This is a genomic window from Draconibacterium sp. (assembly GCF_041583095.1).
In the GTDB taxonomy this organism is placed as follows: domain Bacteria; phylum Bacteroidota; class Bacteroidia; order Bacteroidales; family Prolixibacteraceae; genus Draconibacterium.
Map to the genome: position 1 here is coordinate 1 of NZ_JBFHGM010000106.1, position 15,698 is coordinate 15,698.

The 15,698-nt window shown below is 41.2% G+C and carries 14 protein-coding genes and 1 pseudogene; 11 read left to right on the forward strand and 4 right to left on the reverse strand.

What is annotated here, in order from left to right; translation table 11 throughout:
• Both ABZB17_RS11350 and ABZB17_RS11355 read right to left on the reverse strand, forming a co-directional pair.
• Positions 1 to 578, reverse strand: a 578-nt coding sequence (locus tag ABZB17_RS11350) for an MFS transporter (protein ID WP_372650321.1), incomplete at its 3' end; no start/stop codon positions are given.
• 75 nt (positions 579 to 653) lie between these two features.
• Positions 654 to 3,056: an ATP-binding protein gene (locus ABZB17_RS11355; RefSeq protein WP_372650323.1), complete on the reverse strand. Its 2,403-nt coding sequence runs from the start codon at positions 3,054 to 3,056 to the stop codon at positions 654 to 656.
• A gap of 335 nt (positions 3,057 to 3,391) precedes the next feature.
• Here ABZB17_RS11355 and gpmI point away from each other — a divergent pair, with 335 nt between their 5' ends.
• The 9 genes from gpmI (at position 3,392) to ABZB17_RS11400 (ending at position 12,413) form a co-directional block, all read left to right on the forward strand.
• Positions 3,392 to 4,924: a 2,3-bisphosphoglycerate-independent phosphoglycerate mutase gene (gene gpmI / locus ABZB17_RS11360; RefSeq protein WP_372650325.1), complete on the forward strand. Its 1,533-nt coding sequence runs from the start codon at positions 3,392 to 3,394 to the stop codon at positions 4,922 to 4,924.
• A gap of 88 nt (positions 4,925 to 5,012) precedes the next feature.
• Positions 5,013 to 5,588: a DUF3109 family protein gene (locus tag ABZB17_RS11365; RefSeq protein ID WP_372650346.1), complete on the forward strand. Its 576-nt coding sequence runs from the start codon at positions 5,013 to 5,015 to the stop codon at positions 5,586 to 5,588.
• A 251-nt stretch (positions 5,589 to 5,839) separates the two neighbouring features.
• The gene (locus ABZB17_RS11370) at positions 5,840 to 6,397 is read left to right on the forward strand and encodes a hypothetical protein (protein WP_372650327.1); all 558 of its coding nucleotides are present in this window, start codon (positions 5,840 to 5,842) and stop codon (positions 6,395 to 6,397) included.
• A 129-nt stretch (positions 6,398 to 6,526) separates the two neighbouring features.
• Positions 6,527 to 7,081 carry a hypothetical protein gene (locus ABZB17_RS11375; RefSeq protein WP_372650329.1) on the forward strand — a complete coding sequence of 185 codons (555 nt, stop codon included), beginning with the start codon at positions 6,527 to 6,529 and terminating at the stop codon, positions 7,079 to 7,081.
• Between the two features lie 48 nt (positions 7,082 to 7,129).
• Positions 7,130 to 7,927: a hypothetical protein gene (locus ABZB17_RS11380; RefSeq protein ID WP_372650331.1), complete on the forward strand. Its 798-nt coding sequence runs from the start codon at positions 7,130 to 7,132 to the stop codon at positions 7,925 to 7,927.
• Positions 7,928 to 7,929: 2 nt separating this feature from the next.
• Positions 7,930 to 10,938, forward strand: a complete 3,009-nt coding sequence (locus tag ABZB17_RS11385) for a carboxypeptidase regulatory-like domain-containing protein (RefSeq protein ID WP_372650333.1) — start codon at positions 7,930 to 7,932, stop codon at positions 10,936 to 10,938.
• 10 nt (positions 10,939 to 10,948) lie between these two features.
• Positions 10,949 to 11,512 (forward strand): hypothetical protein, encoded by a 564-nt coding sequence (locus tag ABZB17_RS11390; protein WP_372650335.1) that lies wholly within the window; start codon positions 10,949 to 10,951, stop codon positions 11,510 to 11,512.
• A 4-nt stretch (positions 11,513 to 11,516) separates the two neighbouring features.
• Positions 11,517 to 12,011 carry a hypothetical protein gene (locus ABZB17_RS11395; protein WP_372650336.1) on the forward strand — a complete coding sequence of 165 codons (495 nt, stop codon included), beginning with the start codon at positions 11,517 to 11,519 and terminating at the stop codon, positions 12,009 to 12,011.
• Between the two features lie 66 nt (positions 12,012 to 12,077).
• On the forward strand, positions 12,078 to 12,413 hold the full coding sequence (locus ABZB17_RS11400; protein ID WP_372650338.1) for a hypothetical protein: 336 nt from the start codon (positions 12,078 to 12,080) through the stop codon (positions 12,411 to 12,413).
• Positions 12,414 to 12,463: 50 nt separating this feature from the next.
• Here the strand turns inward: ABZB17_RS11400 and ABZB17_RS11405 are convergent, their stop codons facing one another.
• The gene (locus ABZB17_RS11405) at positions 12,464 to 12,853 is read right to left on the reverse strand and encodes a VOC family protein (protein ID WP_372650340.1); all 390 of its coding nucleotides are present in this window, start codon (positions 12,851 to 12,853) and stop codon (positions 12,464 to 12,466) included.
• 63 nt (positions 12,854 to 12,916) lie between these two features.
• Complete coding sequence (locus tag ABZB17_RS11410; protein ID WP_372650342.1) at positions 12,917 to 13,573, reverse strand: HD domain-containing protein; 657 nt, start codon at positions 13,571 to 13,573, stop codon at positions 12,917 to 12,919.
• 212 nt (positions 13,574 to 13,785) lie between these two features.
• Here ABZB17_RS11410 and ABZB17_RS11415 point away from each other — a divergent pair, with 212 nt between their 5' ends.
• Complete coding sequence (locus ABZB17_RS11415; protein ID WP_372650344.1) at positions 13,786 to 15,450, forward strand: AMP-binding protein; 1,665 nt, start codon at positions 13,786 to 13,788, stop codon at positions 15,448 to 15,450.
• Positions 15,451 to 15,578: 128 nt separating this feature from the next.
• Positions 15,579 to 15,698: pseudogene (locus ABZB17_RS11420) on the forward strand (phosphoribosylformylglycinamidine cyclo-ligase); the annotation flags it as partial.

Genomic DNA, 15,698 nt, shown 5'->3' on the forward strand with positions numbered 1-15,698 from the left:
AAATAGTAGATAACACCGCCTAAAAAGCAGAGTAATCCGATTCCGGCAGCAAGGTATAAAACGGGCTGCCATCCCATGTCGTATATCGAACTGGCCCAGGTATTTGAACGGTCAACAAAATAAGATCCGCCCCGGCCAATAAGCAGGTTGATGCCCAATGCAAACCCAAGTTCTTTTCCTTTAAACCATTTTGCCAGCGCCACCGTAAGCGCCACAATTAATGGCTCGCTGCCAAATCCTAAAATAAATCTGCCGATAAGTATAACGGTTAAATTGTCGCTAAAAGCTGTAACAAAACCTGCCAAACTACAAATGGCACCAAACAATACCATGGAAACACGCGTACCGTATTTGTCGATAAAAACACCGCTAAAGAACAGAACGATTACGGCGGCAATACTGTACATGGTATACAGCTGTCCGATGTTCGTCTGGCTGAAGCCCAGTAATTCGATAAAATCTTTTGCTACGTAGGCAACGCTGTCGTACATGTAGTAGCTTCCAAACATGGTAAGGCTAACGGCTACCAATGCGACCCAGCGCAGCCATCCTGGTATTGTAACTTGTTTATGGTGCATATAATTTCCGAATTGGTTTTTAGTAAAAAACAAATGTATTGAATATGACCGGATTCGGAAAACAATATTTATCAGTTATTCGAACTTTTCTTTGAGAAGTGTTTCCAGTTCTTTGTTCAGCGCTTCAATTTCGTGGTGCAGCTGAGCAGTTTTTTCTTCGATACTTGTTGATTCGTTGCCTTTTTTTGCCAATTGCTCCAGTTCTTTTATGGTGTTGTAAACCGCGGTTACATTCATATATTTTACCGGCGATGCCAGTTTATGTGCCAGCTCGGCAATGGCGTCGTAATTTTTACTGACCAGGTTTTCGTCGATCGATTGCATACTGGCTGTACTGGTTTTTAGAAACAGGTCGATCATTTCTTTCAGGAATTCGGGATCACCGTTTCCCATACGTTTTAGTTCACTCAGATCGGGCCGATACATAAATGTTTTTTCCTGTTTAGAAGTTTCTTGTGCTGGCTTTACTTCAACGGTATTGCAAATAATATTGTACAGTGCTGCTTCATCAAAAGGTTTTTTCAGCGAACTGTCAAACGCACTTTTTTCATCAGGATTAGCAGAATCAGAATTTGCCGACAATGAAATGATCCGCGCTTTGTGTCCGGTTTCTTTAATTGCATGGGCAGCCTCGGTTCCGTTCATTACCGGCATTCGAATGTCCATAAGAATCAGGGCGTAGTTGTTTTGTGCTGCCAGAGCAACCGCTTCCTGTCCGTTTTCGGCTTTATCAAAATCAACCTTCCATTTGGTGAAAATGCTTTGAAGTAAGTGGCGGTTAAAAGCTTCGTCATCAACAATTAATACCGCTTTGCCTTTTAGTACTTCAGGTGTATCGAAACTTTTAAATGTTTGCTGAAGTTTTCCGCTGTCTCCTTTTTGCAGCGGAATAGAAACGAAAAAACGTGTTCCTTTATTAACTTCACTTTCCACAGTAATTTTTCCACCGAGCAGATCGACCAGTTTTTTTACAATATAAAGCCCCAAACCGGTGCCGCCTGCTTTTTTATTGATGTCGGTATCCAGTTGCACAAAATCATCAAAAATCTTCTCCTGGCTTTCTTTTGGTATGCCAATTCCTGTGTCTGAGATTTCGAAATTAAGTTGTATTTGTTTTTTCCGCTCTTCGGCGGTAACCACCAGTTTTACTTCTCCTTCGTCAGTGAATTTCAGAGCGTTGGTAAGCAGGTTGTTTAAAATCTGTTTCAGCCGGCCTTCGTCGCCAAACAGCACCAAATCCTTTACTACATTATTCTCAATAGTGAAACTGATGTTTTTGGCTTGCGCACTCGGTTTGTTGTACAACTCGATTTTGTGCAGCAGATCTTTCAATGAAAAATGTACAGGTATAAGCTGTATATTTTGTTTTTCAAGTCTTGAAAAATCAAATGTATCATTTACCAGTTCGGCTAAATGTTTGGTGGAGTCGAAAATTACTCTCAGATCTTCCTGAGTTTTATCGTCGTATTGTTTCTGCAGCAACTGTTCACTCAAACCATAAATGGCATTAACAGGCGTTCGCATTTCATGGCTTACGGTGGCCACAAATAATTCTTTTGTACGTGCCAGATTTTCAGCGTGTGTTTTGGCTTTCTTTAATACTTTTTGGTATGAACGCGATTTTCGGAGGTCGCGGAAAAACAGGATCAAAACCAAAATCAGCAATAGAAACACCGACAAGGCAAAGTACGATAAACGTTCGTAGGTTTCGTTGGCCAGCAGCTCGGCTTCCTGCGATTGCCGCATAAAACTTTCTTCTTCCTGTCGTTCCAGTTTTGTAATAATATCAGAAAGATTTTCACTGATCTCAAGGTTTTTGCGCATGTAAACTGCTTCTGCCGAACTCATTCGTTGGTTACGTTGCTTCAGTTCCTTTTCAAGCGACTCAATTTCTTGTTGCAGGCGCTGTTTCTCCACAGTCCGGTCAACAATTATGGGTTTTGGCGGCTCCTGTTTTTTTCCGAAAATACGTTTTATAAGGCCTCTCTTTTCCGGCTCTACAAAATGAATGGTATCCTGCACCGTTAAAACGGTGTCGAGCGTTTCAACATATTGGTTAAAAGCTTCGTGTTCGTTTCCGCGCGAAAAGTGAAGGTTTAGAATTTTTTCCCAGACAACCATTTTTTGCTGCGCCAGGATCAGCACCGAATCAACCAGTATTTGCCGGTTGCTGTCTGGGTTGTAAACGGATTGTAATTCTTCAAATTTTGTTTCGAGCGATTCATTTACAGTTCTGTAATTCTCGAGGTAATCATTGTCGTTGCTGAGCGAATAAAGCCTCACCATGTTTTCGGTTTCGTTCAAATCCATGGCCACATCTTTTACCAGGGTAAGGGTGTTGTCGGGTTTCGATTCGGAAAGCATGGAATTAACGATTTCTGATAAACTTTTGTACACAAAATTCCCCGACAAGCCCAACAACGAGATGATTATGATGGTAAGCAGAATAACCGGTATTTCAATCTTTATTCGTTTCATCTCATCAAAATTGTCTATTTCTTTTGTATTCGATGTAACTCTCGATGAATTTTAATTCTTCCTGTTGTGAATTTGAAGAATAAAAATTCATGTTCGTTTCATTTAAGTCTACTTCACAACTAAAACGGATAAAGGCTTTAGAAGTTGCATGCTCAGAACAATTAGCGGTGAACAGAGTTCTGCAAAGCACACCTGGCAAAATTAAATTAATAAGCTCAATTAATTCCAAAAGATTGTTAAATCATCCTGAACATATTGGCTGTAATTTCCTTAATGATTTTAAAAAGGATATTTTTGTCCGTTCTAAAATTGATATTTAATAAAAACAGAATATAATGGCTGATAATCAGAAGACTTTATTAATGATTCTCGATGGATGGGGAATCGGTGACGGATCGAAAAGCGACATTGTAGCAACTGCTCCAACTCCTTTTATCGATTCGTTGATGGAAAAATACCCACACTCGCAGTTGCTTGCAAGTGGCGAGAATGTTGGTTTGCCAGATGGGCAGATGGGTAACTCGGAAGTGGGTCACCTTAACATTGGAGCCGGACGTGTTTTGTACCAGGACATGGTAAAAATTACACGTGCCATTAAAGACAAGTCGTTGTGGCAGCATCCGCAGATTTTAAAAGCGTACAACTACGCAAAAGACAATAAAAAGAAAGTTCACCTGATTGGTTTGATTGGCCCTGGTGGAGTTCATGCTTTAAGTTCGCACATGGTAGCGCTTTGTCAGATTGCTACTGATATGGGATTGGAAGATGTTTTTATCCATGGTTTAACTGACGGTCGTGATACTGACCCACGTTCAGGTTATGGTTTTCTTGAAAACGACCTGAAAGCGCTGGAAGGAACAGTTGGGAAATTTGCATCGTTGATCGGTCGTTACTACGGAATGGATCGCGACAATAACTACGATCGTTTGAAATTAGCTTACGATTTGTATACACAAGGTAAAGGTGAAAAATCGACTGATATTCTGGCTTCAATGCAGGCATCATACGATGCCGGTGTAACCGATGAGTTCCTGAACCCGGTTGTAATGGTTGACGAAGCCGGAGAGCCACTGGCAAAAATCGAAGAAGAAGATGTGGTAATCTGCTTTAACTTCCGTACCGACCGTCTACGTCAGACAACTATTGCATTTACTCAGGAAGACAAACATGAGTATGACATGCACACCATGAATTTGCAGTGGTATACCATGACAACTTATAAAGCCGATTTTAAAGGTATTAACGTGATCTTCGAAAAAGATAACGTGACCAACACCATGGGTGAGGTAATTGAAAGAGCAGGTAAAAAACAAATCCGTATTGCCGAGACCGAAAAATACGCTCACGTAACTTTCTTCTTTAGTGGTGGCCGCGAGGCAGAATTTGAAGGCGAAAGCCGTATTCTTATTCCTTCGCCAAAAGTTCCTACTTACGATCTTCAGCCTGAAATGTCGGCTCCGGAAGTGGCAAAAGCTATCGTTCCGAAACTGGAAAACGGAGAGGCTGACTTTGTTTGTCTGAATTTTGCCAACGGCGATATGGTTGGTCACACCGGTGTTTACGAAGCTGTTTACAAAGCAGTTCAGGCGGTTGATGCTTGTGCAAAAGAGGTGGTTACTGCAGCTCAGAAAGGTGGTTACGATATCATGATCATTGCCGACCACGGTAATGCCGACAATGCGGTTAACGATGATGGATCGGAAAATACAGCTCACTCGTTAAATCCGGTTCCTTGTATTTTTGTTACCGAAAAAGAAGGAATAACATTGGATAACGGTATTCTGGCTGATGTTGCTCCAACATTGTTGGCCGACATGGGACTTGAGGTTCCTGCCGAGATGACCGGTAAAAACCTTATTAAGAAGTAAGACGATACTTTAAATAAATTTCAAACCTTACTTGTGCTGCAAGTAAGGTTTGTTTTTTAATATTTGTACCAAAATAAATTTGAAAGAAGTGATAGAGATTGGTCGTGCCATAGTAAGCCGTGATGTTTTTGAAAAACATTTCCTTTGTGATATTTTAAAATGCAAAGGCGCTTGTTGTATTGAAGGTGATTCGGGTGCTCCGCTTACCGATGAAGAGGCCATTCTTATTGAAGAGAACTATCACACTTTTGAAGATCTGCTTCCCGAAAAACACAAACGCGAAGTGGAGAAACAGGGCTACTCGGTTATTGATAGCGATGGCGATCTGGTAACGCCGCTTGTTGATGACCGTCAGTGTGTTTACTCCTATTACAATAAACAAGGTATTTTAAAATGTGCCATCGAAAAAGCGCATTTTGAAGGGAAAACAAAATTCCGCAAACCATTGTCGTGTCATTTGTTCCCCATTCGTATTACCGAATACAAACGTTTTGATGCCGTAAACTACCAGGAGCTCGATATCTGTAAACCCGGGCGTAAATGTGGTGCATCGGTAAAACTACCGCTTTACAAATTCTTAAAAGAGCCACTCACCGCTAAGTATGGTGCCGAGTGGTACAAAGAGCTTGAAATTGCAGCCGACTATATTCTTTCCGGGAAATAGGCTTTTTCGTTGTAGAATTCCCAATTAATTTTATTCAGTCTTAATTGTCCCAAAATGCCGATATGTCCCAATGGGTGATTAATTGTCCCAGTGAGGGACATGATTTTGTTTTGGTATGGATTCTAAGTGTTTGAAATTCAGGAAATAACATGTTCTGGCATTAGTGTTGTTTATTAAAAGGCGTATCCGACCCTAAAGGATACAACAGCTTTTTGAAGAAAAAATTACAAACAAATAAACAACACAACATCATGAAAAAAGTAACATTTTTATTAGCAGCGATTTTAGTTCTGGGGGTTTCAAGCATTGCGAAAGCGCAAAAAAGTGATTCACACAATTTGAATATTAAAATTGATAAGCAGGCATTGATTGCTATCGAGAGCGAAGGTTCGACTGATATTAGTTTTGACTCAAAAGCTTTTGTTAATGCCGGTGAAGAAATGACTTTCGCAGCCAGCGGAAGCAACAAGCAGCTGTGGTTAAACTACTCATCAATTGTTGGTTCGGGAAGCACCAATACAATTTCTGCTAAAATTTCGAAATTACCTGAAGGTTTGAAGGTTAATGTAGCAACCAGTGAATCGGCTGCTACTTCATCGAAAAAAGGTAAAACAGGAAAAGGTTATACCGTTGATTTAACTGAAGGAGGCGTAACCGTTGTAGATAATATTGGAAGTTGTTATACCGGAAACGGTGCAAATAAAGGTCACAAGTTGGAGTATAGCGTTTCAGTTGACGACAGTAACTACGAGAAACTGGTAGCCGCAGATCATACACTGGTGGTAACCTATACTATAACAGAGAATTAATAAAGGGACAGAGATAAACAATAAGGGGTGAACGGGTCAATCTACTGATTGACCCGTTCTTTTTTGCTGATTTTTTATTCAGCTATTTCTTTTTAGCAGATTTCGCCGTAGATTTAAAACATGAAGTTGTTGGACGCAATATCATGTTTTATTTTTCTGGTTCTTTTTTCCTTGGCTGCAAGTGCGCAGGAAAGTATCAGTCATCATTTGGGAATAGATATTCCTGAAGTGGCTTTGTTGGCCTTACAGTCCGAAAATACCACGGATGTGAATCTTAGTGTTTTGCCTCCCAACACAGCCGGTCAGCAAATCGAAACAAACAAAGAAGAACAATCAGGCATTTGGATTAACTATTCTTCGGTTGTGAGGAAAAACCAAAAAAGAAAAGTGACAGCAACAGTTGTTGGTGAAATACCAGAGGGAATGGTGCTAAAAGTAATGGCATCGGAGAGTAGAGGAGAAGGAAAAGGAAAATTGGGAGAATCGTTATCGTGGGTAGCTCTCCGAAATGGTTCGGTTGATGTAATCTCTGATATCGGAAGTTGCTATACCGGACGCGGAGCGCAGAATGGCCACTTGCTTACCTATAAAATTGAACTGGATGACGATGCGGATCAGTACGCAAAATTGAAACAGTCAGAAACTTCACTGCAAATATTATATACATTAACCGACGACAATTAGTTTTTCATTAGTATTTTTAGCCGAAACTTATAAGTAGCTAATATGTTGATGAAAAGTTTTTTTCTCTTTTTTATTCCATTATTATTTATTTCCGGCATTATTTCGAATAGAAGTTTTGCAAATATCGTTGTGTTAAACGGGTTGACGCACGAAAACATTGCAATGGCCGGAGAGGGTTATCGGGGAGCTATTAAGATTCAAAATACAGGAACGGAACCGCAGAGTGTTAAAGTGTATCAGCGTGATTACTGGTATGCATTTTCGGGCGAAAGCCGCCACGATGACGCCGGAACCTTGGCACGTTCGAATGCTGCCTGGATAAAATACAGTCCGAATTTGTTTACACTCCAGCCTAACGAAACCGCGGTGGTTGATTTTGAAGTGAGTGTTCCGGCCAATGACACACTGAAAGGAACCTACTGGAGCGTGATAATGGTGGAGGGAATACGGCCTGAAGAAACTGCTGCATCATCAGGTCTGAAAATTCATACCGCCATACGATATGCCGTGCAGGTTGTTACTAATATTGGCAATACCGGAAAACGCGATCTGCAGTTTTTGGGCATGGAGCTAACGACCAACGAGAGTGAAACACAAGTGCTTAATGTAGCAATTGAAAATACCGGCGAACGACTTTTAAAACCTGAACTCAACCTGGAGCTGTTTAATGCTGAAGGAGAATCAGTTGGTGTCTTTAAAGCCGAGCGAAGAAAAACTTACCCCACTACTTCTGTTTTATTATCGTTACCGCTTGAAGGTGTAAAGCCCGGCGAATATGCTGCTGTGCTGATTGCCGATTGTGATGAGGATAATATTTTTGGAACAAATTTAACACTCGAGTTGTAGTTATGCGCATAGAGACAAAGTTGATCTTTTTATTTCTTCTGACTTTGCCTCTTGAGCTTTTGTCTCAGCAAGTTCTGCAAACAACCTTTGTAAAAAAACAAGCCCAATCCCAGCCGGGAAAAGTTTGTAACATTGCCTTTTTTATTCAGAATAATTCGGAAAATGAGCTGCAGGCGATACCTGCTTTTACTTTGCCTGACGGGTGGAAACTGGTTACCCAAACAAATACTATTCAGCTAAAACCTTCTGAAAAAAAGTTTAATATACTGTCGATGCAAATTCCCGAAGCTTATGCCGTGGGTAATTATACGGTGGGGGCGCAATTTGATTCGGTAGTAAACGGTGCTGTTTTGCAGCGTGATTCGATAAAAGTGCAGGTTTTAGAGCTTGAAAAAATAGATATCCAAAAACTGGACAAGCCGGACTACGTTTATGCCGGCGAAGAAATTCGTGCCAGTTACCTTCTGCAAAATAAAGGAAATACCGACAAAAGCTTTTTTATCGAAACCCAGAATTGCCAGGTGGAAGGCGGGGCTGAAGTTCGGCTAAAAGTTGGCGAGTCGAAAACCATAACAGTGGTAAAACTCACGTCGGAAGAATTGGTGAACAGCGAAAGGGAATATTACTCCATCCGCGTAAGTTCCGGAAACCGTGTTTTGCAGAGTGTTAACAGTTGGTCGCAGGTATTTCCGTCGAAAAATATGAAAAAGGACCTGTTTTTTCGGTTTCCGGTTTCGGTGTCGGGAACCTACCTGGCAGTTAACAGGAATGAAAAATACGAGTCGACTTACCAACTGCAGGTCCAGGGGCAGGGAACTTTAGACGAGGCAGGTAAACATCAGCTGGAGTTTCTGGCACGCGGGCCAAGCAGCACCAATTTGAGCTACCTCGGGTTGTACGATCAGTATTACATGATGTACCAAAACCCTAATTTTATGCTATTCGGCGGTCAGAAGAATTATATGTTCACACCATTAACCGAGTCTTCCCGATACGGAATGGGTGTTGAAAGCCGGGTTCGGTTAAATAATGGTTTGGAATTGGGATTTACCTATGTCGATCCGCGCTTCTTCGAAGAAATAAAGGACGAAATGGCCGGTGTGCTGGGGTATCATTTTAATGAGGGTAATAAAGTTGAAGCTTATTACATCTCGAAACAATTTGCGGTTAACGACGACCGGGCACAGTTGGTGAGTTTAATGTCGGAGTTCTCGCCTTTTAAAGGAACTGATGTTGAGCTGGAACTTTCGCGCGGTTATTTGAATAATAATGTCGACAACGCGTACCGGTTGAACATCAACTCGCAGTTTTCGGTGTTTAATATTGCCGGAAACTACTATAATGCCGGAAAGAATTACCCGGGATATTACAATAACTCAAAGTTTTATTCGGCCAATGTTTCAGCAAGGATGAGTAAGAAACTGAATTTAAGTGTATACGCCCGACGCGATTTTATGAATGCACAGCTCGACACCTTTTTTGCAACGGCTCCGATAACTGAATCGTACCAGGGAAGTGTTGATTATAAATTAGGTTTACAAAGCCATCTGAAACTTTTTGTGCGACAGTACGAGCGAAAAGACAGGTTGAGTTTTAATAAATTTCATTATAAAACGCGTTCGGCAAATATCCGTTTCAGCCAGAAATATCGTTGGATTAGGTACAGTTTAACCGGAGAAGCCGGAAGAACGACCAACTTTCTGCTTGATCCGGGCGAGAATGAACAAAACAGCTTCAGGGGAACGGGTGATTTTACCATCAAAATAAATTCACGGCATTACATCAGTGCTTTTGGAACCTGGTCGAATATCAACGAATTTGTGTCGGGGAAGCAGCAAAATCTAACAGCAGGTTTGTCGGCGTCAAGCCAGATATCAGATAATTTTAACACCAATTTTTACGTACAAAACGCTTACGATATCGACGATTATTACAAAAACCGCAACCTGATGCAGCTCAGCCTTAATTACAATTTCCTGAAAAACCATAGCATTTCAGTGCGTAGTTTCTACACCATTTTTAAAACCGAACTTGAAGAGGCCGAGTTTACCCTTTCGGCCACTTATGCCTACAAATTTGGTGTGCCGCTTAAGCAGGTAATAAAAGCCGGTGTTATCAGTGGTAGGGTAAGCAACGAGCAAGGCGAACCGGTTGAGGGCGTTTGGGTGCGACTGCTAAATCAAACGGCAGTTACCGATAAAAACGGGGTTTATACGTTTGATTTAGTGCGGCCGGGAACACATTTGGTTTCGTTTGACGAAAGTAATTTTCAACTTGATGAATTAACAAATATTCCCAACCCGGTGGAAGTGAATGTTTTTGAAGATCAGGTTTCAACTATCGATGTACGGATTTTAAAAGGTGCCGTGCTCAAAGGAAAAATTCTACTCGAGGAAGCCAGATTAAAAGCAGCCGCAGATGAAAATGCCACTCCGGCGAACATCATTATCGAGGCAAAATCAACGCTGGATGAATACCGGATAACCACCGAAAAAGATGGATCATTTGTATTTCCCTTGCTAAAACCGGGTGAGTTTACTTTCGAAATCTATGCCAATTCAATTCCGGGCGGGTATAAAATCGATCAATCGGAATATAAGTTTTCGCTCTCCGAAGGCGAAACCAAAGAAATGGAGATTGTACTGCCCACCAAAAAGAACAATATAATTTTTAAGCCAGCCGGAAATACGATGCTAAAAAGTGGTTTAGGATTGAAGTTAGAGTCGGAAGCAAAGAAGAAGGAACCTGAAGTTTCGGAAGATGAAACGTTTTACAGTATACAGATTGGGGCCTTTAGCCGGAAGATTCCTGATGGAGACCCGTTTTTTCAGAATGAGCAGTTTTATTTCGAAAAACAAATTGATAACTTACGCAAATATTATATAGGGCGCTATCCGGATAAAAAAACAGCGAGAAAAGAGCTAGGCCGATTAAAGGTTAAATTCAGTAATCCGTTTATAGTTGTGTTTGATAAGGGACAGGTATTTAACTTGTACCGTTACAAAAAATAGGACAAAAGAAATGAAGACTATAACTACCATAATAGTTGCTTTGTTATTGGGGCTGGTGTTGTGCCGGAATGCCAGCGCGCAGTTTAATGAAAAAACTGTTCATATTGGATTTTCGCTTCCCGAAGTGGCTTTAATGGATGTTGAATACATTGGAAACGGTACTCTCGAATTTGAACTTTTACCTGCCGCCGAATCTGGTGGATCTCCGGTAATACGTCAGTTAACATCACAGGAATTCTGGATTAACTATTCATCAGCATTAGGTAAATTCAGTCCCGATCGGTCAATTGTGGCGCAGATCGCGGGAGGAACTGTGCCCGAAGGGCTGGAGTTGTATATTCAGGCTGCCGATTATTCGGGTAACGGGGAAGGAAAGAAAGGAACTTCAGCCGGTAAAGTGTTGGTTGGAAGCGATCCGCGGCCAATAATAACCGGTATTGGAAGCGCTTATACCGGCAATGGAATTGGCAACGGGCACCAGCTAAATTTCGAGATCGATATCAGCCAAATGGAGAAGGTTTCGGCAAGCGGCTCACACGATTTTACCATTTTGTATACCTTAACCGATAACTAATAGTATGAAACGTTTTTCCTTTTTAATAGTGCTGTGTTTTTTTGCCTTTGATATTTATGCCCAGGGTTTACAGTTGGCATTAACAGGCATGGTAACTTTTAACGAGGTGCAGATAAAAGTAAGCGATCCGGGTGAGGATATAGAAGCGGTAATTACAGCTAATTCGGGCGTTCAGTTGTCGGTAGAATCACAGAATTATTGGGAGCAGAGCAATGAAAAGTGGCGGATTTATGTGCACAAAACCAATGTGGAATGGGCCGATGAAATAAAACTGGAGGTTAGACGCCAGGGTGATGGCGATAAGTTAAATAAAAAGGGTGGTGGCAATTTACATGACGGATCCACTTTTGCGGAAATAAAAGACAATCCGACTTATTTTTTCCGTGGAATGGGATTGATTTCAAACATTCCGCTGGATTTCAGAATTAGCGATATTTCGTTGTCGTTGGGAGCCAACAATTTTGAAACCGATGTGGTTTTTACCATTTATGATGATTAACTTTATCGATAGTAAAGCGTTCTTGCTGAATAAGAAATCTTAACTTCGGAAAAAAGTTGTGAGCACATGCGAAAACTTCTCTACATAGCTCTCTTTCTTGTTGCCATGCTGGCTTGCGAAGATCGCGAGCCGGAGCCAATTATTATACCCAGTTGGATGAAAGCACAACTTGCGGAACTTGAAGAATCGGGCAATTGTTATGGGTGCAGGGTGCAGCGCTGGACCTACAACGAAGAATATTTCTATCACCTTTACTGCGATTACTGGTCATGTTCCAATTGCGAAGTTTATCACAACAATGGTACTCTTGTTGAGTGGGGTGTTACGGTTGATCCGGTTGATTTTGATTCACTCAAATACCGCCCCACAATAGTTTGGGAGTGTGGCGATGAACTGGAATAGGACATTCTTCTTATAGAGTCGTTGGACTTAAATCTGCGCGGAATACTAAATCAGGCCATAATTTCAACCCGGTTCCCATCCGGATCTAAAATAATACTTTCGTAATATCCGTCGCCGGTTGAGCGTGGCTCACCAATAATCTTAAACCCATCTTTCCGAAGTGTATCAGTTAGTTCATTTACTTTATCTCGTGAGCCCACTTTAATGGCAAAATGAATGAGTCCGGTAAACTGTTTTAGCGGATTATCTTTCGATTTCGGAATACCCGGCATTTCCATTAGTTCGATGCGGCAATCACCGTTAAACGACAGAAAATACGAGCGGTATTCGCGGCTGTGGTTGTGGTACACGTCACTCGACGATGCATCGAAATAGTGCATATAAAAACTGCGCATTCCCTCAAGGTTGTAGGTCCAAATGGCCAGATGTTCGACTTTCATACATAATTGTTTTTAGGCTTCCTAAATTTACAAAAGCAAACGCTTAAAAAACAATAGTGGCACTTATTTTTTGCAATCCCATTCAGAAAAAAACTGGGCGAGGAAATTTTCCATAAAAACATGGCGTTCTTCAGCAATTTTCTGCGCGGTTTTTGTGTTCATGCGGTCTTTTAGCAACAACAACTTTTCGTAGAAGTGATTAATGGTTGGCGCCGTGGTCTTTTTATATTCTTCAAAACTGTTGTGAAGTTTTGGTTCGATATCGGGATGATGGATCAAACGCCCTTTGTTGCCTCCGTAAGCGAATGTTCGTGCAATTCCGATAGCGCCAATAGCATCCAGCCGGTCGGCATCCTGAACAATTTGTGCTTCAAGGCTTGAGGTTTTTGTTTCAACACCGGCCCCCTTAAACGATACCTGTTCAATAATCTGTTCAATTTTATCCGCGTCTTTTTTGGTTATGGAAATCTGTTCTAACCAGCTTTTTGTTCTTGAAGAGTTTTCTTCATTGCCCAGCTTCCAGTCGTCAAGATCGTGAAGCAAAGCTGCCATTTCAATCCGAAAAAGATCACCGCCTTCGTTTTCTGCCAGGTGAACAGCCATATTTCTTACCCGGTGAATATGCCACCAGTCGTGCTCCGAACTATCGGCTGCAAAGTGCTGTTTTATAAAGTTTTCGGTGGCTGAAATCAGCTCCTTTTGTTGAATATTAGACCCCATAATTCGAATTTTAGCTGTTAAAACTAGTGTTTTAAACCATAAAAAACGTTAATATTTCATTCTAAATATTGTAATAGACAGAAAATCAACACATTGAAAGTGGACGGTTTTTAGTGCTTAGTTATCGAAGTCACATTGAAGAATTGATTTTTTGCTATTTTTGCCGCGTTTATTTAAGCAGACAGACTTGCTTTAAGAGGGACAGAAAAAATATGATTGACAAAACAAGATTGACTTTGCCGGCATTGTTTTACAATTCGGTAGAGAAGTTTGCAAATAATACCTCGGTAAAATTTGCCGGTGAGGAGGATTTCACCTACAGGCAAATGGGAGAGGATGTGGAACTTTTGGCCGAGCTTTTAGTTGAGCTGGGCATTGGAAAAGGCGATAAGGTTGCCATTTTAAGCGCCAACATGCCCAACTGGGGGAAAGCCTTTTTTGCCGTTTCGGTAATTGGAGCCGTGGCCGTTCCAATTTTACCCGATTTTCATTCGAACGAGATTGAAACCATTATAGAACATTCCGAATCGAAATTACTTTTTGTTTCCGAAGGTTTATATAAGTCGGTGAGCCAGGGAGTTACAGAGATTGTTCAACACATGATTTTGGTGGATAATTTTGCGGTTATTCCAAAAGAAACTCCGGCCGATCATTTGAAAAAGTTAGAATCTTCGATGCCGCAAACAACCCGGAAATTTTTGCCGGTAAATGTAGAGGAAGAAGAACTGGCATCGATAATTTATACATCGGGTACCACAGGAAATTCAAAAGGTGTGATGTTAACGCACAAAAACCTGGCGTGGACAGCACAGCAAAGCCGCACTCTACAGGAAATTAATCCGGATGACCGGTTTATCTCAATCCTGCCATTGTCGCACACACTCGAAAATACCGTTGGATTTTTGTTGCCAATGATGTACGGAGCATCAGTGCATTACCTGCGTAAACCGCCGGTAGCCTCGGTATTAATGCCCGCTTTACAGCAGGTAAAACCTACAATAATGTTGTTGGTTCCGCTGATTATCGAAAAAGTATACAAAGGAAAAATTCAGCCAACTTTTGAAAAAAGCGGACTGATGCGTTTTTTAAGTTCGTTTGCTCCATCACGCAAATTATTGCACAAGGTTGCAGCTAAAAAATTGCATAAAACTTTTGGTGGCGAATTGCGCTTTTTCGGAATTGGAGGAGCAAAACTCGATCCAACAGTTGAGCGCTTTCTTTTTGAAGGAGGGTTTCCGTATGCCATAGGTTACGGTTTAACCGAAACGGCACCTCTTTTGGCTGGAGCAGTTGGTAAAAACCGCAAAGTGGGGTCAACCGGAATTGCCATGAAGGGTGTGTCGCTGCGAATTGCCAATCCCGATCCGGCAACCGGAGAAGGTGAAATTCAGGCCAAAGGCGAAAATGTAATGAAAGGTTATTACAAAGCACCGGACATCACAAAAGACGTTTTTACCGAAGATGGCTGGTTTCGAACAGGAGATCGCGGAATGTTCGACAAAAACAATCTGTTGTACATTAAAGGGCGGATTAAAACCATGATTGTTGGAGCCAGTGGCGAAAATATTTACCCGGAAGAAATAGAATCGGTGATCAACAAAATGCGTTTTGTATTGGAATCGCTGGTAGTGGAGCAAAAAGGGAAACTGGTTGCGATGATTCATTTGAACACCGAGGAAATTGAGGAGCATTTTAAACAATTGAAAGAGGATGCACAGCATTATATTGCTGAACGATCGGACGAGATTCTTGAGGAAATCATGAAAAAGGTGAACCAGGAAGTAAATAAATTCTCGAGGATTAACAAGGTGGTATTGCAGCCCAATCCTTTTGAACGTACGCCAACACGAAAGATTAAGCGCTTTTTATACGCTTAGCAATCACGATATTTAATAAAAAGGGAAAGTCTTGTAAAGTCTTTCCTTTTTTGTTGGTCTACTTTTGAATATTAACTGACAATCTATTAGAATTTGTTACTTTTGTACCCACAAAAATCACTTAGTAAATGGTAACGGAATCGAGATATAGTGCGAGGGGTGTTTCGGCCTCGAAAGAAGATGTGCATGAAGCGATTAAGAATGTGGATAAAGGTCTTTTTCCAAAGGCATTCTGTAAAATTGTTCCC

Excerpts from the sequence above, each read along its gene's own strand:
- ABZB17_RS11415 (WP_372650344.1), top strand. The coding sequence starts at position 13,786 with ATGATTGACAAAACAAGATTGACTTTGCCGGCATTGTTTTACAATTCG.
- ABZB17_RS11355 (WP_372650323.1), bottom strand. The coding sequence starts at position 3,056 with ATGAAACGAATAAAGATTGAAATACCGGTTATTCTGCTTACCATCATA.
- ABZB17_RS11410 (WP_372650342.1), bottom strand. The coding sequence starts at position 13,573 with ATGGGGTCTAATATTCAACAAAAGGAGCTGATTTCAGCCACCGAAAAC.
- ABZB17_RS11385 (WP_372650333.1), top strand. The coding sequence starts at position 7,930 with ATGCGCATAGAGACAAAGTTGATCTTTTTATTTCTTCTGACTTTGCCT.
- ABZB17_RS11405 (WP_372650340.1), bottom strand. The coding sequence starts at position 12,853 with ATGAAAGTCGAACATCTGGCCATTTGGACCTACAACCTTGAGGGAATG.
- ABZB17_RS11395 (WP_372650336.1), top strand. The coding sequence starts at position 11,517 with ATGAAACGTTTTTCCTTTTTAATAGTGCTGTGTTTTTTTGCCTTTGAT.
- ABZB17_RS11380 (WP_372650331.1), top strand. The coding sequence starts at position 7,130 with ATGAAAAGTTTTTTTCTCTTTTTTATTCCATTATTATTTATTTCCGGC.
- ABZB17_RS11390 (WP_372650335.1), top strand. The coding sequence starts at position 10,949 with ATGAAGACTATAACTACCATAATAGTTGCTTTGTTATTGGGGCTGGTG.
- ABZB17_RS11400 (WP_372650338.1), top strand. The coding sequence starts at position 12,078 with ATGCGAAAACTTCTCTACATAGCTCTCTTTCTTGTTGCCATGCTGGCT.
- ABZB17_RS11370 (WP_372650327.1), top strand. The coding sequence starts at position 5,840 with ATGAAAAAAGTAACATTTTTATTAGCAGCGATTTTAGTTCTGGGGGTT.
- gpmI (WP_372650325.1), top strand. The coding sequence starts at position 3,392 with ATGGCTGATAATCAGAAGACTTTATTAATGATTCTCGATGGATGGGGA.